This is a genomic window from Sphingomonas sp. 22R3R2A-7, from assembly GCF_036856055.1.
In the GTDB taxonomy this organism is placed as follows: Bacteria; Pseudomonadota; Alphaproteobacteria; order Sphingomonadales; family Sphingomonadaceae; genus Sphingomonas.
In genome coordinates this window covers 2,132,471-2,154,466 of the sequence record NZ_JASPFR010000001.1, presented here as the reverse complement: position 1 = coordinate 2,154,466, position 21,996 = coordinate 2,132,471, and the positions used below count along the sequence as shown (strand labels likewise).

At 67.3% G+C, this 21,996-nt stretch carries 20 protein-coding genes and 3 pseudogenes; 9 read left to right on the top strand and 14 right to left on the bottom strand.

Annotated elements, in window-relative coordinates:
* Nucleotides 1-96: 96 nt before the first annotated feature.
* Genes QP165_RS10250 through QP165_RS10240 form a run of 3 tightly spaced genes read right to left on the bottom strand, consistent with a single transcriptional unit; the run spans nucleotide 97 to nucleotide 2,895 of the window.
* Entirely contained in the window at nucleotides 97-1,323 is a 1,227-nt protein-coding gene (locus QP165_RS10250) for a cyclopropane-fatty-acyl-phospholipid synthase family protein (protein WP_333995555.1), read from the bottom strand.
* Between the two features lie 49 nt (nucleotides 1,324-1,372).
* Nucleotides 1,373-2,134 carry a molybdopterin-dependent oxidoreductase gene (locus tag QP165_RS10245; RefSeq protein ID WP_333995554.1) on the bottom strand — a complete coding sequence of 254 codons (762 nt, stop codon included), beginning with the start codon at nucleotides 2,132-2,134 and terminating at the stop codon, nucleotides 1,373-1,375.
* Nucleotides 2,131-2,895 carry a cytochrome b/b6 domain-containing protein gene (locus tag QP165_RS10240; protein ID WP_333995552.1) on the bottom strand — a complete coding sequence of 255 codons (765 nt, stop codon included), beginning with the start codon at nucleotides 2,893-2,895 and terminating at the stop codon, nucleotides 2,131-2,133. Before QP165_RS10240 ends, QP165_RS10245 begins: the two co-directional genes overlap by 4 nt.
* 51 nt (nucleotides 2,896-2,946) lie before the next feature.
* On the opposite strand from QP165_RS10240, the gene QP165_RS10235 reads away from it, so the two are divergent.
* A complete protein-coding gene (locus tag QP165_RS10235) occupies nucleotides 2,947-3,564 on the top strand; it encodes a flavin reductase family protein (RefSeq protein ID WP_333995550.1) in 618 nt (205 codons plus the stop codon).
* 71 nt (nucleotides 3,565-3,635) lie between these two features.
* On the opposite strand, the gene QP165_RS10230 is transcribed toward QP165_RS10235, so the two are convergent.
* From QP165_RS10230 to QP165_RS10215, 4 genes and pseudogenes are all read right to left on the bottom strand, one after another.
* Nucleotides 3,636-4,394, bottom strand: coding sequence for a sulfite exporter TauE/SafE family protein (locus tag QP165_RS10230; RefSeq protein WP_082445806.1), 759 nt, complete (start codon nucleotides 4,392-4,394; stop codon nucleotides 3,636-3,638).
* A pseudogene (gene rlmN / locus QP165_RS10225) lies at nucleotides 4,387-5,593 on the bottom strand (23S rRNA (adenine(2503)-C(2))-methyltransferase RlmN). The gene QP165_RS10230 and the pseudogene rlmN overlap by 8 nt, the downstream one beginning before the upstream one ends.
* Before the next feature lie 214 nt (nucleotides 5,594-5,807).
* Nucleotides 5,808-6,281 carry an invasion associated locus B family protein gene (locus QP165_RS10220; protein WP_333995548.1) on the bottom strand — a complete coding sequence of 158 codons (474 nt, stop codon included), beginning with the start codon at nucleotides 6,279-6,281 and terminating at the stop codon, nucleotides 5,808-5,810.
* Between the two features lie 10 nt (nucleotides 6,282-6,291).
* Entirely contained in the window at nucleotides 6,292-6,975 is a 684-nt protein-coding gene (locus QP165_RS10215) for a histidine phosphatase family protein (RefSeq protein ID WP_333996999.1), read from the bottom strand.
* A 140-nt stretch (nucleotides 6,976-7,115) separates the two neighbouring features.
* Here QP165_RS10215 and QP165_RS10210 point away from each other — a divergent pair, with 140 nt between their 5' ends.
* The 6 genes and pseudogenes from QP165_RS10210 (at nucleotide 7,116) to gyrB (ending at nucleotide 14,770) form a co-directional block, all read left to right on the top strand.
* Nucleotides 7,116-7,781 carry an outer membrane protein gene (locus tag QP165_RS10210; RefSeq protein WP_333995547.1) on the top strand — a complete coding sequence of 222 codons (666 nt, stop codon included), beginning with the start codon at nucleotides 7,116-7,118 and terminating at the stop codon, nucleotides 7,779-7,781.
* A 131-nt stretch (nucleotides 7,782-7,912) separates the two neighbouring features.
* Nucleotides 7,913-9,031, top strand: coding sequence for a DNA polymerase III subunit beta (gene dnaN / locus QP165_RS10205; protein ID WP_056017955.1), 1,119 nt, complete (start codon nucleotides 7,913-7,915; stop codon nucleotides 9,029-9,031).
* Between the two features lie 110 nt (nucleotides 9,032-9,141).
* Nucleotides 9,142-9,936 (top strand): Coq4 family protein, encoded by a 795-nt coding sequence (locus tag QP165_RS10200; protein WP_333995545.1) that lies wholly within the window; start codon nucleotides 9,142-9,144, stop codon nucleotides 9,934-9,936.
* 45 nt (nucleotides 9,937-9,981) lie between these two features.
* A pseudogene (gene recF, locus QP165_RS10195) lies at nucleotides 9,982-11,114 on the top strand (DNA replication/repair protein RecF).
* Between the two features lie 99 nt (nucleotides 11,115-11,213).
* Nucleotides 11,214-12,005, top strand: a complete 792-nt coding sequence (locus tag QP165_RS10190) for an OmpA family protein (protein WP_333995544.1) — start codon at nucleotides 11,214-11,216, stop codon at nucleotides 12,003-12,005.
* A gap of 230 nt (nucleotides 12,006-12,235) precedes the next feature.
* Entirely contained in the window at nucleotides 12,236-14,770 is a 2,535-nt protein-coding gene (gene gyrB / locus QP165_RS10185) for a DNA topoisomerase (ATP-hydrolyzing) subunit B (RefSeq protein WP_443019366.1), read from the top strand.
* Nucleotides 14,771-14,806: 36 nt separating this feature from the next.
* Here gyrB and QP165_RS10180 read toward each other — a convergent pair whose 3' ends face one another.
* Nucleotides 14,807-15,259, bottom strand: a complete 453-nt coding sequence (locus QP165_RS10180; RefSeq protein ID WP_333995541.1) for a DUF4126 family protein — start codon at nucleotides 15,257-15,259, stop codon at nucleotides 14,807-14,809.
* A gap of 210 nt (nucleotides 15,260-15,469) precedes the next feature.
* On the opposite strand from QP165_RS10180, the gene msrB reads away from it, so the two are divergent.
* Both msrB and QP165_RS10170 read left to right on the top strand, forming a co-directional pair.
* Nucleotides 15,470-15,919, top strand: a complete 450-nt coding sequence (msrB, locus tag QP165_RS10175) for a peptide-methionine (R)-S-oxide reductase MsrB (RefSeq protein ID WP_333995540.1) — start codon at nucleotides 15,470-15,472, stop codon at nucleotides 15,917-15,919.
* 57 nt (nucleotides 15,920-15,976) lie between these two features.
* Nucleotides 15,977-16,249: a DUF1488 family protein gene (locus QP165_RS10170; protein WP_056017934.1), complete on the top strand. Its 273-nt coding sequence runs from the start codon at nucleotides 15,977-15,979 to the stop codon at nucleotides 16,247-16,249.
* 21 nt (nucleotides 16,250-16,270) lie between these two features.
* On the opposite strand, the gene QP165_RS10165 is transcribed toward QP165_RS10170, so the two are convergent.
* The 6 genes and pseudogenes from QP165_RS10165 to pgmG form a co-directional block, all read right to left on the bottom strand.
* Nucleotides 16,271-17,302, bottom strand: a complete 1,032-nt coding sequence (locus tag QP165_RS10165; protein ID WP_056017932.1) for a response regulator — start codon at nucleotides 17,300-17,302, stop codon at nucleotides 16,271-16,273.
* Nucleotides 17,303-17,746, bottom strand: coding sequence for a response regulator (locus QP165_RS10160; RefSeq protein ID WP_333995537.1), 444 nt, complete (start codon nucleotides 17,744-17,746; stop codon nucleotides 17,303-17,305). It abuts the gene before it with no gap.
* Entirely contained in the window at nucleotides 17,743-19,185 is a 1,443-nt protein-coding gene (locus QP165_RS10155) for a sensor histidine kinase (RefSeq protein WP_235532250.1), read from the bottom strand. Before QP165_RS10155 ends, QP165_RS10160 begins: the two co-directional genes overlap by 4 nt.
* 124 nt (nucleotides 19,186-19,309) lie before the next feature.
* Nucleotides 19,310-20,089, bottom strand: a pseudogene (locus tag QP165_RS10150) (exonuclease domain-containing protein).
* 27 nt (nucleotides 20,090-20,116) lie between these two features.
* Complete coding sequence (locus QP165_RS10145) at nucleotides 20,117-20,572, bottom strand: PH domain-containing protein (protein WP_333995534.1); 456 nt, start codon at nucleotides 20,570-20,572, stop codon at nucleotides 20,117-20,119.
* Nucleotides 20,573-20,619: 47 nt separating this feature from the next.
* Complete coding sequence (gene pgmG / locus QP165_RS10140) at nucleotides 20,620-21,993, bottom strand: phosphoglucomutase/phosphomannomutase PgmG (protein ID WP_333995532.1); 1,374 nt, start codon at nucleotides 21,991-21,993, stop codon at nucleotides 20,620-20,622.
* Nucleotides 21,994-21,996 lie beyond the last annotated feature (3 nt).

Here is a 21,996-nt window from a genome sequence, read left to right as displayed (position 1 = left end):
CGTAACGGCTCTATCATGGGAGCCCGCCAGTCTGGGTTCCCGCCTCCGCGGGGATGACGAACGGCCGGACATCACGTGGCGCCGATCGGCCCGACGTCACCCCTCGCGCAACGCCCGCTCGCCCTCGAACATATAGTCGCGCGTCAGCGGCAGCGTCATCCGGCTCTTCGACAGCTGGATCTGGTAGTTGACCATCCCCCCGGTGCGGAACGCCGCCGCGGCACCCGCGAGGTAGAAGGTCCACATCCGGTAGAAGCGCTCGTCGTACAGCGCGACGATCGCGTCCTTTGCCGCGACCGTCCGGTCGTACCAGAGGTCGATCGTCCGCGCGTAATGGACGCGCAGCACCTCGATATCGGTCGGGAAGAACTTCAGCCCCTCATAGCCGCGCACGATCTCCGACAGCGCGGGGTTGTAGCCGCCGGGGAAGATATATTTGGTCGTGAACGTGTCGGTGACGCCCGGCCCGCCCATCCGGCCGATCGTGTGGAGCAGCATCACGCCGTCTGCGCTCAGCAGGTCGCGGCACTTGCGAAAGAACGCCTTGTACTGCGGCGGGCCGACATGCTCGAACATCCCGACCGAGACGATCCGGTCGAACGTCCCCGTCAGCGCGCGATAGTCGATCAGCTCGAATTTCACCTTGTCGGCGACGCCCGCCTCCTCGGCGCGGCGCCGCGCGACCTTGAGCTGTTCCTCGCTCAGCGTCACGCCGAGGACCTCCGCGCCGGTCTTCGCATGCAGGTACAGCGCCATCCCGCCCCAGCCGCAGCCGATGTCGAGCACGCGCATCCCCGGCTCGATCGCGAGCTTGGCGGCGATGTGCGCCTTCTTGTCGGACTGTGCCTTTTCCAGGCTGTTGCCGGGATCGGTGAAGTACGCGCAGCTATACTGGCGATCCGCGTCCAGAAAGAGGTCGTAGAGCCGGTCGGACAGGTCGTAGTGATGCGCGACGTTCTTCTTCGACCGGCGCGCCATGTTCACGCGGTCGACGCGGTGGACGACCTTGTCGAGCAGCTTGATCGGCAGCGACGGATTGAGCCCGCCGCCGCGCTCCCACGGGCTGTTGCCCTTGAGCAGGTTGACGAGGTCGCGGATATCGCCGCGGTCGATGACGAGGCGTCCGTCCATGAACGCTTCCGCCGCGCCCAGCGCGGGGTGGCGGATGATCGCGCCCGCAACGCCGGGGGCGGTGAGGCGGATCGTGACGGGATTATAGGCGGGATCGGGCTTGCCGAACTGCTTGGTCGTGCCGTCCGCGTGGATCAGGGTGAGTTCGCCGGTTTTTACCTGCCGGGCCAGGAAACGATCGAAAAGAGCCATGCCGCGTTAGCTAATGACTGGTACGGAAATGCGCCACCCCCGGGTGGCGTCAGATTCCTGCATACCAGTCGTAATCCACGTTATCTTCCCAATAGCCGCCCTTGCCCTTGCCGATCCCCTCGAGGCTGGCGACCGCATCTATCGCCATGATATATTTGGCATGTTTGTAGCCAAGCTGGCGCTCGACGCGCAACCGGACGGGCGCGCCGTGCGCAACGTCGAGGACCTGATTATTTAATGCCCAGGCAAGGATCGTCTGCGGATGAAACGCATCGATCAGGTCGATCGACTCGTAATAGGGCGTGCCGCGATACAGGTCGGCGCAGGTGAAGACGATGTAGCGCGCGGCGTCGCGGATCCCCGCGGCCTGCAACAGCGTGGCGAGTTTCGGCCCCTGCCATTTGCCGATCGCCGACCACCCCTCGACACAATCGTGCCGCGTGATCTGCGCACGCGCGGGCATCTGGCGCAGCTGCGGCAACGTCACCGACAGCGGCCGGTCGACGAGCCCGCCGACGCGAAGCCGATAGTCCGCGAAATTGGTCGCGACCATCGCGTCGTACGCGGGCGTCCCCGGGTTGCTCGTCCCGTTCGAGCGGAAGATCGGCGACATCTGCGCCGGGCTGAATTCGGGGGCCAGCGCGTGGCGATTGGTCAGCGCGCGCTGCAGTCCGCGGTTCATGTCCTCGCCCATGAACAGGATCTTGCGCGCTTCGGGGTGCTGGATGATCTTGTCGCACCCGGTGAGCAGCGCGCCGGCGCCGACCGCCGCGCCGGCGACGAGCGCGCGGCGGGTGATGATGCTGCTCATGCGACGTCCTCCGGCTGGTGGGCCGGGACGTGAAAGCGCCCGGTGATCATCGATCGCACCTCGTTCCACGCGCCCGCCAGGATGACGAGCGCGAGATGGACGATGATGAACAGCACGAGCGCGACCATCGCGATGAAGTGGATCGACCGCGCCGACTGCCGCCCGCCGAAGATCTCGAGCAGCCACGGCCACGCGGCATCCATCGCCGGCGACATCGCCAGCCCGGTCAGGATCATCACCGGCAGCAGGATGAAGATCGTCGCGACATAGGCCAGCTTCTGCAGGATGTTGTACGCGGCGGGCCGCTTCGGATCGTGGAAGCGCAGCGCGAGATGCTCGCGCACGTCATGCGCCACCTCGTGCGGCGCCAGCTCGCCCGCGCGGACGCGGAGATCGCGCTGGAAATGCCGGTTGAACAGGCTGACGATCATGAAGCCGAGCAACGCGAACGACAGGATGAGCGCGAAGAGCAGGTGCCAGCGTCGCGAAATGGCGAGGTTGTAGCTTGCCGGGATCGTCAGCAGGTTGATCAGCGTCACGACCCAGCCCGGCCACTGGTCGAGCGTCGTCCACGCCTGATCGAAGTTCGCGCCGTAGCGGCCCCAGTAGAAACGCGGATGCGCCTTCAATATGCCGATCCCGCTGCCGATCATGATGAACATCGTCACCGCGGTGATCCAGTGCCACAGCCGCGTCGCGATCCGGTGGCGTTTGACGACGGTGACAGGGGCGCTGGTGATAGGGCGGGCGGGATCGTTCATGCTTGGCCTTCGCTTTAGCCGACAAGCTCCGACCATAGCAGGGATAAGCGTATGACCGAATGGCATTCTTACGAACCGGCGAGCGGCCATCGCCTGCCGCATGATCCGCTCAACGCGATCGTCGCGCCGCGTCCGATCGGCTGGGTGAGCACGCTGTCGGCGGAGGGCGTGCCCAATCTTGCGCCGTACAGCTTCTTCAACCTGTTCAACTACAATCCGCCGCTGATCGGCTTCTCGTCGATGGGGTGGAAGGACAGCGTCGCCAACATCGCGGCGACGGGCGAATTCGTCTGGAACCTCGTCACGCGCGACCTTGGCGATGCGATGAACGCGACCGCCGCCAATGTAGCGGCGGACGTCGACGAGTTTGCGCTCGCGGGGCTCGAGACGCTCGCGTCGCTGCACGTGAAGCCGCCGCGCGTCGCCGCGAGCCGTGCGCAGTTCGAATGCAAGGTGACGCAGATCGTCCGGCTGGAAACCAAGGAGGGCCGCGAACTCGACCAGTGGCTGGTGCTCGGCGAGGCGGTCGCGATCCATATCGACGCGGCGATGCTCGACGACGGCGTGTACCAAACCGCGCGCGGCGAACCGATCCTGCGCGGCGGCGGCCCGGCGGATTATTTCGCGATCACCGAGGAGTCGCTCTTCAAGATGCGCCGGCCGGGTTGAGCGGAGCAAGTATGTTCACCCGCGAAGGCGGGTGCCCAGACTGGGTCCCCGCCTTCGCGGGGAAACAATTCTCAGCCGTACGCCCGCCAGAAGAACACGATCGTCGTCGCGATCGTCACCAGCAGCGTCCACACGCGAATGACCCTGGCCGACATCACCAGCCCGAGCTTCGCGCCGAAATGCCCGCCGACGATCCCGCCGAGCAGCATCGGCACGCACAGCGCCCAATAGACCATGCCCGTGGCGATGAAGATGATCGTCGCCGCGAGGTTGGCGACCGCGAGCATCAGCGTGCGCGGTGCGGCAAGCATGGCGGGTGTCGCGCCTGACAACAGCCCCCAAGCGGCGGTCAGCATCAGCCCGACCCCGCCGCCGAAATAGCCGCCATAGACGCCCAGCATCGCCTGCACCGCGACCAGCGATTTCGGCCCGATCGCGACTCGCGACCTCAGCCATAAGGAAGCCTGCGTCCCGAACGCGATCGCCAGCGTCGCGAACAGCAACAGCCACGGCACGATCAGGTCGAACGCGCGCGCCGAGGTCGCAACGAGCAACAGGCTGCCGACGAGTCCGCCGACGAATGTGATCCCCGCCATCGTCCGCATGCCGACGCCGGACACGGGCTCCAGCCCATGCCGATACGTCCACGCGCTCGCCATCGCGCCCGGCTGGAGCGAGACGTTGCTCGTCGCGTTGGCAAAGGTCGACGGCACGCCGAGCCCGATCAGCGCGGGCATCGTCGCAAAGCTGCCGCCCCCGGCAAGCGCGTTCATCGCGCCGCCGAGAACGCCCGCTCCTGCCGCCAGCGCAGCCCCACTCCACTCAAGCAAAAGCGTCGGACTCGGCAGCGGCCTCGCGATCGAGCTGTGCGCGGCTCTTCTTCTCCGACGCGGTCTTCAACTGGCCGCACGCCGCATCGATATCGCGGCCGCGCGGGGTGCGCACCGGCGCGGAAATGCCCGCGCCGAACACGATGCTCGAAAACGACTTGATCCGCTCGGGCGTCGAGCATTCATAGACGGCACCCGGCCACGGGTTGAACGGGATCAGGTTCACCTTGGCGGGCAGCTCGTATTTGCGCAGCAGCCGGACGAGTTCATGCGCATCGGCGTCCGAATCGTTCTTGTCCTTCAGCATCACGTATTCGAACGTGATCCGCCGAGCATTGTTCGTGCCGGGATAATCAGCGCACGCCTGCAGCAATTCCTCGATGCCGTATTTGCGGTTGAGCGGCACGATCTCGTCGCGCACCTCCTTGGTCACCGCGTGGAGCGACACGGCGAGGTTCACGCCGATCTCCGCACCCGCGCGCGCCATCATCGGTACCACGCCGCTCGTCGACAGCGTGATCCGGCGGCGGCTGAGCGCGAGCCCCGCACCGTCCATCACGAGCTTCAGCGCATCGCGGACATTCTCAAAATTATACAGCGGCTCGCCCATCCCCATCATCACGATGTTGGTGAGCATGCGGCCCTCGGGCTGGCTCGGCCATTCGCCGAGCGAGATCGCGCGCGAGCATCACCTGGCCGACGATCTCGGCGGGGGTCAGGTTGCGGACCAGCCGCATCGTGCCGGTGTGGCAGAAGGTGCAGTTGAGCGTGCAGCCGACCTGGCTCGACACGCACAGAGTCCCGCGATCCGCGTCGGGGATGAACACCATCTCGTAATCCTGCGCGTCGTCCGAGCGCAGCAGCCATTTGCGCGTGCCGTCGGTCGACACCTGCGCCTCGACCACGTTCGGCCGGCTGATGACGAAGCGCTGCTCGAGCCACGGGTGCATCGTCTTCGAGATGTCGGTCATCGCCGAAAACTCGGTCGCGCCGCGATTGTAGATCCAGTGCCACAGCTGTTTCGCGCGCAGCTTGGCCTGTTTCTCCTCGAGCTGCGACGTCTCCAGCGCCATCCGCAGATCGGCGAGCGACAGCCCGAGCAGGTCGATACGCCCATCGCTGCGCGGCACGAAGCTGCGGGGAACGGGCACGGGATCGATGTGCCCGGGGATGGGCATGAGGTTCGCGGCGGTCTGCATGGGCGGGCGCATAGCGGAATTTTGCCGATTTTTCTACAGGGTGTGGAAGAAGGGGATTGGTCGGCGATGTGATGCAGAACGCCCCCCGACATCAGCCCTCCGGCGAAGGCCGGGGCCCAATTGGAAGGTGGGCGTAACGATGCGGGGAGCGTCGTCACGTGCGTCTCCCAATTGGGCCCCGGCCTCCGCCGGGGTGGTAGAAGGGAGAGGGGAGCTATCCCCCGCTGCACGCCAGTACCGCAGCGTCGATCGCCGTCGCCGCGCCCGACAATGCGTACACATCCGCGAACGGCCGCCCGCCGACGCCGACCGCCTCGACGCTCATGCTGCGACCCGATCGCAGCGCGGCGACGATCGCGCGGTCGCTGGGGGCATCGCTCGCCCAAGCGTCCAGTCCGTTTGCGACCAGCGCGAATCGGCGTTCGCCCACCGTCAGCGTCACCCCGGCGGACCGATCGCGCTCGCGGCTGAGCCGGATGTGGAGCGACGCGCGCAGGCCGCGTCTGGGCCAGGTGGCGACGCTGGCGAACCCGGTCGATCGGCCCCCCGCCATCACCGGCCGTGCGATCGCGTAACAGCGCGGCGGCGTCGCATCGCGGAACGCACCCCATCCCGTGTAGATGCCGATCGTGTCGCGCGCTGCCACGGGCGTGGCGACGGCGAGCAACAGCAGGATGGCACGCGTCACGCGCTGCGGTTCACGCCGGTGCAAAGCCGGTGCCGCGGTGCGGGACGGTTGCGCGTCCGGCCTCGACGAGCGTGACCGACCCCTGCGGCAGTCCCGGCGCGATCGGCGCGCCAAGTACAGGGTCGACCGGAGCGCCGGTCATCACGCCGAGCATCACGCGGCTCGAGATGCCGTGCATGATCACCAGCCGGTCGCCGGCATCGGCTGCGGTATCCGCCAGCCAGCCGCCGACACGCGCGGCGATCTGCGGATAGGTTTCGCCGTCGGGCGCGGCGCGCAGCGTGCCGCCGGGCTGGACAATCGACCCGACCTCCGCCGCAAGATCGGCATAATAGCGCCCGCCCCAGCACCCCATGTCGATCTCGACCAGCCGCGCGTCGGTGCGCGCGGCATGCCAGTCGAGTCCGAGATGCTCGGCGACCACCGCCAGCGTCTGGAGCGCGCGCCCGGTCGGCGATGCCCACAGGGTCAGCGCGGGCTTCGCCCCGAGCAGGTTCCGCAGCGCGCGGCCAAGCTCGTCCGCCTGCGCGAACCCGGCGCGCGTCAGCGGGGTATGCGCGGCATCGCCCTGCAGCCGGTGCGCGGCGTTGAAGACGGTTTCGCCGTGCCGCGCGACGAAATCCCGCCCACGCCGAATGCGCGGTTTTTCGGTTGGACCGGCGTCCGCTGCATCCTGCCGATGGCTTGGAATCATGGGCTGCATTTCAACCCCCTGTGGCGCAAAAGCAACGGATTTCCGTGTTTATCTGGGGTTCATGCAACGTGCCGCCGGCTGGTCCATTGGGGCTGTCCATCCCGCGTTCGGGGATGACGAAGACATTATGGAGTATCCCAATGCGTAAGCTTATCGCCGCCTCGCTGTTCGCCACCACCGCGGCCCTGACCGTTGGCGCAGCCCCCGCGCTCGCGCAGACCAACCCGACCTTCACCGGCCCGCGCGTCGAGGCCACGCTCGGCTATGACCACACCGGCGCCGGCAGCAGCGTGTCCAACGACAACGGGCGTGACGACCAGAAGATCGACGGCCTGCTGTACGGCGGCGGCATCGGCTACGACATCGCGACCTCGGACAACATCGTCCTCGGTGCCGAGGCCGAACTGACCGGCTCGACGTCGAAGAGCGGCCGCAACGACTATACAAGCGACTTCGGCTTCGGGCGCGTCAAGCAGGGCCGTGACATCTATGTCGGTGGCCGCGTCGGCTATGTCGTCGCGCCGACGACGATGCTCTACGCAAAGGGCGGCTACACCAACGCCAAGCTGAACGTGCTGGCGGGCGACACGAACCAGACCACCGACACCGACTTCAACCTCGACGGCTGGCGGATCGGCGCGGGTGCCGAGCATGCGGTTGGCCCGAACAGCTATGCCAAGCTCGAATATCGCTATTCGAACTATGAGCGCAGCAACATCGATTACGCGACGGGCGGTACGAGCGGCCGATTCGACGTCGACACCGATCGCCACCAGGTCGTCGCAAGCTACGGCTTCCGCTTCTGATCGTGTTTTAACGCGACGTTTACCGTGATCAAAGAAGGGTCGGGGCGCTTGCTCCGACCCTTTGTTGTTGGGTAAGCCATTAGCGGATTGCCCCCAGCCCCGAGTCCGGCTGTGGAGGCCGGGGAATTTTGATGAAGGCGACGATCGAACGCGCAACGCTCCTCAAGGGGCTGAGCCATGTCCAGTCCGTGGTGGAGCGGCGCAACACCATCCCCATCCTGTCGAACGTGCTGATCGAGGCGACCGCCGAAGGTACGCTCAAGCTGATGGCGACCGATCTGGATCTCCAGATCAACGAATCGATCGCCGCTGCGGTCGATCAGCCCGGCGCGACCACCGTGTCCGCGCACACTTTGTTCGACATCGCGCGCAAACTGCCCGAGGGTAGCCAGGTCCAGCTCGCCGCGTCGGAAGGCCGGATGAGCATCGTCGCGGGCCGCGCGCGCTTCTCGCTCGGCACGCTGCCGCGCGACGATTTTCCGGTGATCGCGGAAGGCGAGCTGCCGACTCAGTTCGAACTGCCCGCCGAGACCTTGAAGCAGATCATCGACAAGACTCGCTTCGCGATCTCGACCGAAGAGACGCGCTATTATCTCAACGGCATCTTCCTTCATGTGGCGGACGGTGACAGCTCGAACCCGGTGCTCAAGGCCGCCGCGACCGATGGTCACCGCCTCGCGCGCGTCACGCTGCCACGGCCCGAGGGCGCCGAATCGATGCCCGACGTGATCGTCCCGCGCAAATGCATCGGCGAGCTCCGGAAACTGCTCGACGAGGTCGACGGCTCGGTCGGCGTGTCGCTGTCGCCGACCAAGATCCGCTTCGACCTCGGCCAGGCGATCCTGACCTCGAAGCTGATCGACGGCACCTTCCCCGATTACAGCCGCGTGATCCCGACCGGCAACGACAAGATCCTCAAGATCGACCCCAAGAGCTTCATGGAAGGCGTCGACCGCGTCTCGACCATCGCCACCGAGAAGACCCGCGCAGTCAAGATGGCGCTCGATCGCGACAAGATCACGCTGTCGGTGACCTCGCCCGAAAACGGCACCGCCGCCGAGGAAGTCCCCGGCGATTACGTCGCGCTCCCGTTCGAGATCGGCTTCAACAGCCGCTATCTGATGGACATCCTCGCGCAGATCGACGGCGACATGGTCGAGGTCCACCTCGCCGACGCCGCAGCGCCGACGCTGATCCGCGAAAACGACAAGTCGCCCGCGCTCTACGTGCTGATGCCGATGCGCGTCTGACCGTCACGCGCTGATGATCGATCGAAAGGCCATCCTGCGGGGTGGCCTTTTTCGTTTGAAGCGCCTTGCGGATCTGATACTGACAATCGTGTCAGTAAGGAGTCGACTCGATGGCTGTACTTCCTCCGTTTCCCGGCACCACCGGTCGTCGCGATTGGCGAACGGCGTTCGATGCGATCCGGAAACTGCTCGCGAACGGCGATGATACGACGCAGGTGTTCCGCATCATGCGCGCGCTCAACGTCGGCAATGCGCCGATGAACTATGCGCGGCTGATCGCGACGGGGCAGGGCGGGCGGATCGCCTATGACCGGGTCGAACTGGCGCAGCGTTTCTCCGATCCGGCGTTCGTCGCAGGGTTCGCGCCGGGGACGGTGGGGGCGGCGTATCGGCATTTCCTCGAGACGACCGGCTATTCGGCGGACGGCCTCGTCGCAGTGTCGCGCGTCGAGCCGAGTGTCGACGACCTTGCGCATCCCTATGCCTGGTTCGGGCGGCGGGTGCGCGACACGCACGACATCTGGCACGTGCTGACCGGCTATCAGGCGGACGAGAGCATGGGCGAGGCGTCGCTCGTCGCGTTCAGCTATGCGCAGGTCGGCGGGTTGGGATGGGCGCTGATCGGCACGGCGGCGGCGCTGAAGAGCATCCGCGTCACCGGCAGCATGCTGTTCGCCAAGGCGGTCTGGGAGGGGTATCGCAACGGCCGCAAGGCACGGTGGATTTCGGGCGAAGACTATCTCACGCTGCTGAACGAACCGCTCGATGCGGCGCGGGCGCGGCTCGGGATCGTCACGCCGGTCGCCTATCTGCGCGCGCAACGCGAACTCGGCCCCGCGCTCGCCTCGTATCTCAGCACGCAGAAGACCGGGGCGGGTGCGGTCCCCGAGCGGATTGCCGCCTGACGCGGAGGCTGACAGCGGGCGGAGATTGCCGCTAAGGCCGGTGCGATGCTGTCGCGCCTCGTCCTTACCGATTTCCGCAATCACGCCGACCTGACGCTGACGCCGGGGCCGGGGTTCGTCGTGCTGACCGGCGAGAACGGCGCGGGCAAGACCAATATCCTCGAGGCTGTGTCGCTGCTCGCCCCCGGTCGTGGATTGCGCCGGGCTGCACTTGGCGAAATGGCGCGGCAGGGCGGGGCGGGCGGTTTCGGTGTCGCCGCGCGGCTGTTCCCCGCGCGCGCCGGGTCGGGGAGGGTCTGGTCGATGGCCCACCGGGCCCGGAGGAAACCGCGCCGCAAGCCCCGGCGATCGACGAGGTGGACGTCGCGACCGGCGCGCTCGCCGCCGCCCCGGAGCGCCGCATCGTCCGCGTCCAGGGTGCTACCACCACCGCCAACGCGCTCGCCGAGTGGCTCACCATCCTGTGGCTCACGCCCGCGATGGACCGGTTGTTCGTCGCGCCCGCGGGCGAGCGTCGGGGGTTTCTCGACCGCCTGACGCTGGCGCTCGCGCCGGCGCACGCGCACCATGCCGCGCGCTACGACGCGGCGATGCGCGCGCGCAACCGGCTGCTCGCGGACGAGGGCCGGCCCGACGGCGAATGGCTCTCCGCGCTCGAAGCGCAGATGGCCGAGCATGGTGCCGCCGTCGACGCCGCCCGGCGCGAGACGGTCGGCTTGCTCGGCGCCCGGCTCGCGGGACAATCCGACGGTCCCTTCCCGCGTGCGGGGCTCGCGCTCGAGGGATGGGCGGGCGATGCCGCGCGCCTGCAGGCCGATCTCGGGCAGGGCCGCGCGCGCGATGCCGCCGCGGGGCGTACGCTGTCGGGGCCGCACCGCGTCGACCTGATCGTCACGCACCGCGACAAGGCGCGCGCCGCGTCGCTTGCCTCGACCGGCGAGCAGAAGGCGTTGCTGCTCGGCATCGTGCTCGCGCATGCCGATCTCGTGGCGGAGCGGACCGGGCAGCCGCCGGTGCTGCTGCTTGACGAGGTTGCCGCGCATCTCGATCCGGCGCGGCGCGCGGCGCTGTTCGACCGGCTCGCAGGGCGCGGGCAGGTGTGGATGACGGGTACCGAGGACGCGCTGTTCGAGGCGATCGACCCCCAGGCGACGCGGATCGCGGTCGGGCTCGCCTGAACGCGCGCTGTCGACCCGCGTCACGAGGCATTCAAGCAGACGCGGGCAAATCCCGGTCCATCGCGCCCCGGTCCACAGCGGGGGCGACGGAGAAAGATGATGAAGACGACAATCGCACGCGCTGCATTCGGGCTGGTCATGATCGCGGCGACGACCGCACCGGCATTTGCCCAAGCCGGCGAGCGCGCACGCTACGACATGAGCAACCCGCCCTGGTCGCGTCCCGGCTTCCGGCTGGCGGGTGCGGGCGTGCCGGTCCTGTTCCCCGAACTGCGCAATACGCCACGCGGCCGCGCGTTCGTGATGCCCAATTTCGACGCGAACGGCGACGGCCGCATCAACCGCCGCGAAGCCGACGATGCCAACCGCGAATTCGCACGCATCGCCGGCCCGCGCCGCGACCGGTTCGACTGGGACGCGTACGGCCGTGACCCGCGCGGCTATCGCGGCGGTACGACCGTCGTCGAAACCACCACGACGTGGGACCGCCGCGCGATGCGCAACTACGGCTTCCGCCAGACCCCGCGTGGCGCGACGCTGACGCTGCAGGAAGACGTGCTGTTCCGCACCGACAGCGCGGTGCTGCGTCCCGGCGCGATCGAGAAGCTGCGCCCGCTCGCCGGCTATCTGCGCGGCAATCCGGGCGTCCGCGTCGCGATCGACGGCTTCACCGACTCGCGCGGCACCAACGCGCACAACCAGGACCTGTCCGAGCGCCGCGCGGCGAGCGTCCGCCAGGCGTTCGACGACATGGACGTCGTCCGCGCGCGCTTCAGCGTCGTCGGCCACGGCGAAAGCCAGCCAGTCGCGACGAACACGACCGCGGCCGGCATGCGCCTCAACCGCCGCGTCGAAGTGACTCTGCTCGGCCAACGCGCCGATCGTTTCTAAGCACCAACGCCCTCTCCCTTCGGGGGAGAGGGAAGGGGCCCGCAGCCGCTTGGCCGTGGGAAGGGTGAGGGGGCCTGAGGCTCGGGAGCGCGCCCCAACTCCCCCTCACCCTTCCGTCGCCTGCGGCTCCTCCCTCCCTCTCCCCCGAGGGGAGAGGGGCAGGCGCCACGACCCTGTCCCCACAGGCCATTTCGCTTCCGTTTCGGGCGTCCGATGCCTATATGCTGGGCATGGCATCCAACCCCGAAACCAATAATCCCAACCTGCCCAACCAGGGCGACTATGGCGCCGACTCGATCAAGGTCCTCAAGGGCCTCGACGCAGTGCGCAAGCGCCCCGGCATGTATATCGGCGATACCGACGACGGGTCGGGCCTCCACCACATGGTGTTCGAGGTCAGCGACAACGCGATCGACGAGGCGCTCGCCGGGCATTGCGACCGGATCGACATCGTCCTGAACGCCGACGGTTCGGTCAGCGTCACCGACAATGGCCGTGGCATCCCGACCGGCATCCACACCGAGGAAGGCGTCTCGGCCGCCGAGGTCATCATGACCCAGCTCCACGCCGGCGGTAAGTTCGAGAACACCAACGACGAGAACGCGTACAAGGTCTCGGGCGGCCTGCACGGCGTCGGCGTCTCGGTCGTCAACGCGCTCAGCGAATGGCTCGACCTGACGATCTGGCGCGACGGCAAGGAGCATTACATGCGCTTCGCGTTCGGCGACGCGGTGATGCCGCTCAAGATCGTCGGCGACGCGGCCGAAGGCCAGAAGGGCACGCGAGTCACCTTCTTCCCGTCGCCCGCCACCTTCAAGATCACCGATTTCGACTTCGACAAGCTCGAGCATCGCTACCGCGAGCTCGCCTTCCTCAACTCGGGCGTCCGCCTGTTCCTCTCCGACGCGCGGCACGAGGAGATGAAGACCGTCGAGCTCTATTACGAGGGCGGCATCGCCGCGTTCGTGAAGTATCTCGATCGCGCCAAGGTGCCTTTGATGCCCGAGCCGGTCGCGATTTCGGGCACGCGCGACGACGTCACGATGGACGTCGCGCTCCAGTGGAACGACTCCTATTACGAAAACGTCCTCGCCTTCACGAACAACATTCCCCAGCGCGACGGCGGCACGCACATGGCCGCGTTCCGCGCCGCGCTGACCCGCACGCTCAACAACTATGCCGAGAAGAGCGGCATGTTGAAGAAGGAGAAGGTCCAACTCACCGGCGAGGACATGCGCGAGGGTCTCACCGCGATCGTCTCGGTCAAGCTGCCCGATCCGAAGTTCAGCAGCCAGACCAAGGACAAGCTCGTTTCGTCCGAAGTCCGCCAGCCCTTGGAAAGCCTGATGGCCGACAAGATGGCCGAATGGCTCGAGGAGAACCCCGCGCACGGCAAGGCGATCGTCGCCAAGATCATCGACGCCGCCGCCGCGCGCGAAGCCGCCAAGCGCGCGCGCGAACTGACTCGCCGCAAGGGCGTGATGGACATCGCCTCGCTGCCCGGCAAGCTCGCCGACTGCCAGGAGCGCGATCCCGCCAAGTCCGAGCTGTTCCTGGTCGAGGGTGACTCGGCCGGCGGTTCGGCCAAGCAGGGCCGTGACCGCCATTTCCAGGCGATCCTCCCCCTGCGCGGCAAGATCCTCAACACCGAGCGCGCGCGCGAGGATCGCATGTTGTCGAGCCGCGAGATCGGCACGCTCATCACCGCGATGGGCACCGGCATCCGCGACGACTTCAACGCGGACAAGCTGCGCTACCACAAGATCGTCATCATGACCGACGCAGACGTCGACGGCGCGCACATCCGCACGCTGTTGCTGACGCTGTTCTACCGTCACATGCCCAAGATCATCGAGGGCGGCTATCTCTACATCGCCCAGCCGCCTTTGTATAAGGCGACCAAGGGCCGGTCGGAGGTGTATCTCAAGGACGATGCGGCGCTCGACGAATATCTGGTCGATGCCGGCGTCGGCACCATGGTGCTCGACGGCCCCGGCGGCGGGCGTTCGGGGCGCGACCTGAAGGATCTGGTCGATCACGCGCGCCGCATGCGCACGCTGATGCGCTACGTCCCCAAGCGCTATGATGCCGGCATGATCGAGGCGCTGTCACTCGGCGGCGTGTTCGATCCGGAGGCCTCGGTCGCGGATCGCACCTCGCGGCTCGAGATCGTCACGCGTCGTCTCGAACTCGACGACGGCGATGCGCGCTGGACCGCGGTGCTGACCGAAGACGGCGGCATCCATTTCCAGCGTGCGTGGCGCGGCGTCACCGATCATCACATCATCGAAGCGAGCTTCCTCGTCTCGGCCGAGGCACGCAAACTCCATGCGCTGTCGGGCGAACACGCCGACAGCTATGCGCAGACCTCGAACCTCGTTCCCGCCAGCAAGGCATCGCAGGCCGAAGAGCCCGAGGCGGAGGACGGCGCCGCGGAGGCTGGTGCCGGTGTCATCGGCTCGGTCACCGCCGTCGCCGCGCGCGGCTCGACGCAGGTGTCGCGCCCGAGCCATCTGCTCGACGCGATCCTGACCGCCGGCCGCAAGGGTCTCGCGATCCAGCGCTACAAGGGTCTGGGCGAGATGAACGCGGAACAGCTCTGGGAAACCACGCTCGATCCGTCGGTCCGCTCGATGCTGCGCGTCACCGCGGTCAATGCCGAGAGCGCGAACGAGATCTTCACGCAGCTGATGGGCGAAGTCGTCGAACCGCGCCGCGAGTTCATCCAGGACAACGCGCTCAACGTCGCCAACCTCGACGTCTGAGACCAAAGGCCCGTGACTCGCGTCACGGGCCGGTCGTCACGCCGCCCGCGACCGGACGATCGCGACGGCGCCGCCGAGCACCGCGGCATCCTCGACAAAACCCGTCGGCGTCTGGCCATAGCCCGGGATGGCGGCCATCCGCGCGCGCCAGCCGGGATAGGACGCAATTACCGCGGTGACGCCGCCGATCGCTGCGCCAAGCCAGCGCTGGCGGCGTGGCACCAGCGCGGCGCCCGCAATCGCGGAGGTGACGAACCGCGCGGCGAGCCCGATCGCCACGACCCGGTCGGGCGCGGTCTTCTGCTTGTCGCCCGCCATTTCACCGATCGCGAGCGCCAGCGCACCCGCCGCAACGACGGGATCTGCAAGCAGCCGTGGTGCGCCATTGTCGACGGGCAGTTCGTCGCGCGCGGCGGCGATCGCAACTGCAGCGAGCGGGGTCATCGCGCGCTGACCGCCGACAAGACCGATGAGAAACGAGGCGAGCATGAGCGTCTCCGAAAGAGGAATATGGGCCCGCAACGCGCGGGAGCGTCCTCGGGGTACAGCGCGGCGTGCCGCGGATCGACGGGACCACGCGTCCGGCGGTCATTCCCATCGCGCGGCCGGTTCCTATATCAGACGGGCAACCCGCCGATCGGCTGCGGCATCGTCCGCCCCGACCGGCCAAACGGCGCGGCGAACGCGTCAGAGGAACGCATGGCAGACTATACCAAGACCGACGCGGCGATCGCCAAGCTGACGCCCGAGCAATATTATGTGACGCAGGAAAGCGGCACGGAGCGTCCGGGAACGGGCGAATATCTGCACACGAAGGAGCCGGGGCTCTACGTCGACATCGTCTCGGGCGAGCCACTGTTCGCGTCCGCCGACAAGTTTGATCTGCATTGCGGCTGGCCGAGCTTCACCAAGCCGATCACGCCCGAGCATGTCGAGGAGCTGCGTGACGACACGCATGGCATGGTCCGCACCGAGGTCCGCTCGACCGGCGCCGACAGCCATCTGGGGCATGTGTTCGAAGACGGTCCGCGCGATCGTGGCGGCCTGCGCTACTGCATCAATTCGGCATCGCTGCGGTTCGTGCCCCGCGACGCGATGGAGGCCGAGGGCTATGGCGCCTATCTCGACCAGATCGAAACGCCGCGCTGAGCTGGCGATCCACGCCACACACTTGCGCCTCCCCGCGCGACGACCAAGGATCTCCTCATGGCCGAAGACCGGTTGACCATCGATACAGCGACGATCGACGACAACACCGACCAGCGACGCGTTGAATTCGACGCCGACGTCAGCGGCGAACGCTATCGTTTTGCGGTTCAGTACGACGTTCTCGAAGCGCTGGCCGCGGTGCCGCCCGTCAGCAACGCGATGGCGCTCTTCCGCGCGCATCAGGAGACGATCGCCATGATCGGCGTTCGCGCGCTTGCCCGCAATCCCGATCAGGACCGGGTCACGATCAGCGAGAACGATCTCGACTGATCGGCGTCGCGGCGGCGGTCGTTAAAGGACCGCCGCCCGCAGCGTCGCACGGACACCATTGTGCGTGCGGTCATATTCGACGATCGACTGCAGGCTCTGCGCCATCGCGCGGATAAGCTTGGTGCCGAGCCCGGTGCCGCGCGGTGCGGCATCAGCGGGCATTCCGCAGCCATCATCCTCGACCGCCAGCAGGAATTCGCCCTCTGCGGTCCGCGTCAGCGCGACGCGGACTTCGCCCGGCCCGTTGGGATAAGCGTATTTGCACGCGTTGGTCACGAGCTCGGTGACGATCACGCCGAGCGATACCGCGCGATCGGTCGCAAGCCGGATCGGCTCCGCCGCCAGGCTGAGCGCGCGCGGCTGCGCCTCGCTCGACCAGGTATCCGCAAGCTCGTCGACCAGCGCGCCGAGATATTCCTGCATGTCGACATTCTCGACGTCGTTGCTCGTGTAGAGACGGCGGTGGACCTGCGCGATCGCCTGGATCCGGCGCTGCGTATCGGCCAGTGCCTCGCGGGCCACCGGATCGGCGAGCGCGCCCGCCTGAAGACTGACCATCGCCGAGACGAGTTGCAGCGAGTTGGCGACGCGGTGGTTGACCTCGGCCAGCAGCGCCTCAAGCCGCGCGTTGCTTGCGCGCAGGTCGGCCTCGGCGGCGACCTTCGCCCGGTGCAGCGCGGCGCGGGCACCGACCTGGTCGAACGCCGCGTCGAGCAGATCGAAGAAATCCTCGCCGATCGTCTTGACGACATAGTCCGCCGCGCCGGCCTTCAGCGCGGCGACAGCGATCCGGCCCTCATCGGATCCGGTGACATAGACGACGGGCGGGGTATCGGGCAGCAGGCGGAGCCGTTCGAGCGTCTCGAGCCCGTCCATCCCCGGCATGTAATGATCGACCGCGATCAGGTCGAACTGCTCTGCCGTCGCGTGCTCGATGCCCTCCGCGCCCGATTCGGCGAGCGTCATCCGATAGCCGCGGCGCTCCATCGCACGCCCGACCAGACGCCGGATACCCGCGTCGTCGTCGATGTAGAGGATGCGCTGGCCGGTCACTCAGATCTCGGCCGACGGGACCTGGATGACCGACAGGAACAGCCCGAGCTGGCGGATCGCCTGCGCGAAGCTCTCATAATTGACGGGCTTGGTGATGTAGACGTTGCAGCCCAGGTCGTAGCAGCGCTGAATCTCGATCTTGTCGTCGGTCGTCGTCAGCACGACGACGGGTGCGCGGCGCAGCGGGCTGGTCTCCGACTTGATCCGCGCGAGGATGTCGGTGCCGCTCATGTCGGGCAGGTTGAGGTCGAGCAGGATCAGCGCCGGGCCGCTCTTGGCGGGGCCGTCGGGCGCGTTGAACAGGAATTCGAGCGCGGTGGTGCCGTCGGTGAAATGGCGGATGTCGTTGAGGATGCCCGCGCGCCGGATGTTCTTCTCGATCAGACGCGCATGCCCCTCGTCGTCCTCGATCATGACGATGCCGACCGACTTGTGATCATTCATGCGGGAATATCCTTGTGACGTATGTCGGCAGGCAGGGTGAGCACGAAGGTCGAGCCTTCGCCGAGTGTCGAGACGAGGTCGACCGTTCCGCCAAGGCGATAGGCGAGCGCGCGGACATGCGCGAGTCCGATGCCTTCGCCCGCCTGGTCCTGTGCGCCGGCGCGCCGGAACAGGTCGAAGACGCGCTGATGGTCGCTGGCGGCGATGCCCCGGCCATTGTCGATCACCGACAGGATCACGCGCTGCCGCTCTCGCCGGCCGCTCAGGCGTATGAGACCGGGACGCCCGGGCTGCAGATACTTGGTCGCGTTCTCGATCAGGTTCGACAGGATCTGCTCGAGCGCGAGCTTGTCGGTGACGATCGACGGCAGCGGGCGATCGATCGTGACGGTCGCGCCGCGATCGTCGACCAGATGCTGGATCGACGCGACGATCGCCTCGCCGACCGCGGCGGGATCGACCGTCTCGGGGGTGATCGAACGGCGTCCCTCGCGCGACAGCTTGAGGATGGCGTTGATCAGCCTGTCCATCTTCTGCGTCGATGCGCGGATGAAGCCGATCGCCTCGGGCAAATCCTCGCGCGCCGCCAGCCGCGCCTCGTTGGTGACGATCTCGGGCGCGATCGCTTCGGCACGGTCGATCAGCGCGGCGAGCGGGACCGTCGCCTCGGCGAGTTCGGCGGTAAAGCCCATCACGTTGACCAGCGGCGAGCGCAGATCGTGGCTGACGATATAGGCGAAGCGCTGGATCTCCTCGTTCGCGCGGCTGAGATCGGCGGTGCGCTCGGCGACCTGATCCTCGAGCGTCTCGTTCAGTTCGTGCAGCCGATCGCGCGACGCGCCGATGTCCGCGGTGTAGCGGCGGACCACGAGGACCGCGAGGATGGCGACGGCGAACAGCAGCAGCGCGGCGATGGCGGCAACCGACAGGAACAGGACGCTCGACCATTGCTGCCGCTCGCTGCGGATCGCGAGCAACCGCACCTCTTCGGCCGCCATCGCCTGCAGCCGGTACCGGATGCTCCGCATCAGCGGGACGCTCGCGTCGATCCTGAAACGCCGGCGGGCCTCAGTGATGCGCCCCGCCGCGACCAGTTCCATCGACTGGGTGCGAAGCGCCAGCAGCGCATCGAACCGCGCGTTGATCAGGTCGGTCCGCGCGGTCTGCGTCGGATTGTCCTGCGTCAGCCGGCGCAGCGCCGCGATCGACGGAGACAGATTGCGCGCGGTCCGGTCATAGGCCTGGCTGAACAGCGGCAGGCCCGTCAGCATATAGCCGCGCCGCGCCGTCTCGGACTGTTCCATCTGGATCTGGACCGCCGCGATCGTCTGGCGCACGTCCTGCGTATGCGACATCTCATTGGTATAGGCACGGTTGCGGACAGTGATCCACGCGATCGCCACCGACGCCGCCACCAGCGCCACGAATCCCAGTGTCATGAACGCGACGAGCCACCGCGCAACGCGGCCCTCGGACTGGGGCAAGTGCAATTGTACGCGAACCATAGGCACCGGTCTATGCGATGCCCGGTCGTTACGCCAGCGATACCGCTGAAAACCTGATCTAGAGCAGCAGGTCCTGCGCGCTGGCCTTGCCGACCCGCCCGCCGCCGCTGCGACGATCCATCTCGTGATTGGCGGTGAACCGGATATCGGGATCGCGATCGGTCAGGAACGCCATCAGCGTCTCATGATCGAGCTCGGACCATTCCTTGCCGCGGTCGGGACCGTAGCGGACGCGTGGGATGAGCCCCGGATCGCGCGACCATTCGATCAGCTGTGCAAGACTCGCCTCGTTGAGCATGTCACGTAGGTGGAACGCGGTGACATAGGCGTCGGGAAAGGCGCGGTGTGCGGGCAGCCCGCGTTCGTGCTCCATCCCCTCGGGCTTGCGCCAATAGCGCAGCACCTGGTTCGAAAAGCTCGGCGAGATCGGGCCACAGCCGCAGCGCGCATTTCCACGTGCAGATCCATTCCGCGTCGCGCGTCAGCGCGGGGTGCAGAATTTCTGCTCGAAATCCGCACGATGCGCCGCCAGTGCAAGCCGGCGTGGCCAGGGATCGAGCACCGGCCGCGCACAGTCGTGCCACCACGGCGAATCCGCGACATGTTCGTCGAGGATATGGTGGATCGCCTGCGTGACGGGCGGGATCGGCCGACCCGGATTGACGAGCAGATTGCCGCCTTCACCGTAAAGCTCCCAGCGCCCGTCTTCGCCGAGCGCGACGTCCTGCCAGCCGATCTCGCAGACGCCGTGCGCGGGCGGGGCGGACCCTGTCGTCTCGAGATCGATGACCCGGACGAGCTGCGGCTGGGGCTTGGGCTTGGAATAGGATGGCGCCATTCCTGCCATGTGGGGATAAAGTCGCACCTAATCCAGCGCGTACGCGTGCGCATCGTCGATATCGACCTCGCGCACACCGCGGCGTGCGCGTGCGCGATCGACCAGCGTGCGCAGCCCCTCGCGGCGGTCGCGCGCCATCGGCACGTCGCGCAGGACGAATTCGCCGCCCCCGGTCGTGCGGTCGCTCGACGTCAGCGTGATCGTGCCGATGTCGGTCATCTGGTTGAGCAGCGAATAGCCGAGCCGGACGTCCTTGATCCGGTACAGCTCGATCTCGTCGATCGTCTTGAACAGGATGCCGCGCCTGACGATCAGCCGCTGGTCGGTCACCGCATAGCGCGCACTCCGGTTCCTGAGCCAGCGCAGCGCGATGAGCACGAACCCGACGCCGACGACACAGGCGAGCATCGTGCCCCAGCCGGCAAAGCTGCCGAGCAGCCAGCGGCGCGTGCTCGAGCGGAATTCATCGACTTGCCGTTCCACGTCGCACTCCCAGAGACGGCGCGAAGGTAGCCGTCGGGTCCACCCTGTCAATCGCGCTGACGCGTCACTCCGGCGATCGCGAGATGTGCGTCAACCTGCGCGAGCAGCCGGTCGAGCGCGGCCGCGTCCCGGGCCTCCGCGCGCACCGTCAGCATCGCCTGCGTGTTCGATGCGCGCAGCAGCCACCAGCCATCGGGCGTGGTCACGCGCGCGCCGTCGGTGCGGTCGATCTGCGCGCCCTCCGACGTCAGCCGGTCGATCACCGCGTCAACGATCGCGAACTTGCGGTCATCGTCGACCGCAAACCGCAGATCGGGGGTCGCCACCAGCGCGGGCATGGCGTCGTGGAGTTCGGTCAGCGACCGTCCCGACAGATGCACCGCGCGGATCAGCCTGACGGCGGCGTAATGCGCGTCGTCGAACCCGTAATATTCGCCGCCGAAGAACAGATGCCCGCTGAGCTCGCCGCCCAGCGGCGCGCGGGTACGCGTCATCGCGGTCTTCATCAGGCTGTGCCCGGTCGGCGCCATCACCGCAATGCCGCCAAGCGCGGTGATGCGGTCGAACAGCGCCTGGCTCGACTTCACGTCCGCGACGACGGTTGCGCCGGGCCGCTCGCGGAGCAGAGGTTCGACCAGAATGGACAGGATCTGATCGCCCCAGAGCACGCGGCCCAGCGCGTCGACGACGCCGATCCGGTCGCCATCGCCGTCGAACGCGACACCGAAATCGAGCTTGTTGTCCGTGACCAGACGCTTCAGATGCGCAAGGTTCGCCTCGATAGTGGGGTCGGGATGATGATGCGGAAACTTGCCGTCGACATCGGTAAACAGCAGATGATGCTCACCCGGGAGGAGCTCGACGAGCTTCTCGATCACCGGTCCCGCGGCGCCGTTGCCGGTGTCCCAGCCGATCCGATAGCTGCCGCCCGCATAGCCGGCAAAGAGACGCGCGACATACGCGTCGATGATCGCGACATCGGTCACGGCGCCGTCGCCGGTCGACCAGTCGCCCGCCCTGGCCAGCCGGGCGAGATCGGTGATGTCATCGCCAAAAAATGGCGCATGACGAAGTACCATCTTGAAGCCGTTATACTCGGCGGGATTGTGACTGCCGGTTACGTGGATGCCGCCATCCACTTCTAGCGTCGCCTCCGCATAATAGAGCATCGGCGAGGGGCCGAGACCGATCCGGACGACGTCGATGCCGCCCGCGCGCAACCCCGCGACGAGCGCGGCCTCGAGGTCGGGGGACGATGTTCGGCCGTCATAGCCGACCGCGACGCGCGTGCCGCCGATCGCGCGGACCCGCGTGGCGAAACCTCGACCGATCGCGGTGGCATCGCTTGGGCCAAGACTTTTGCCGACGATCCCGCGAATGTCATATTCGCGCAGCGAGGTCGGGTCGAACTGATGCGTCATCCG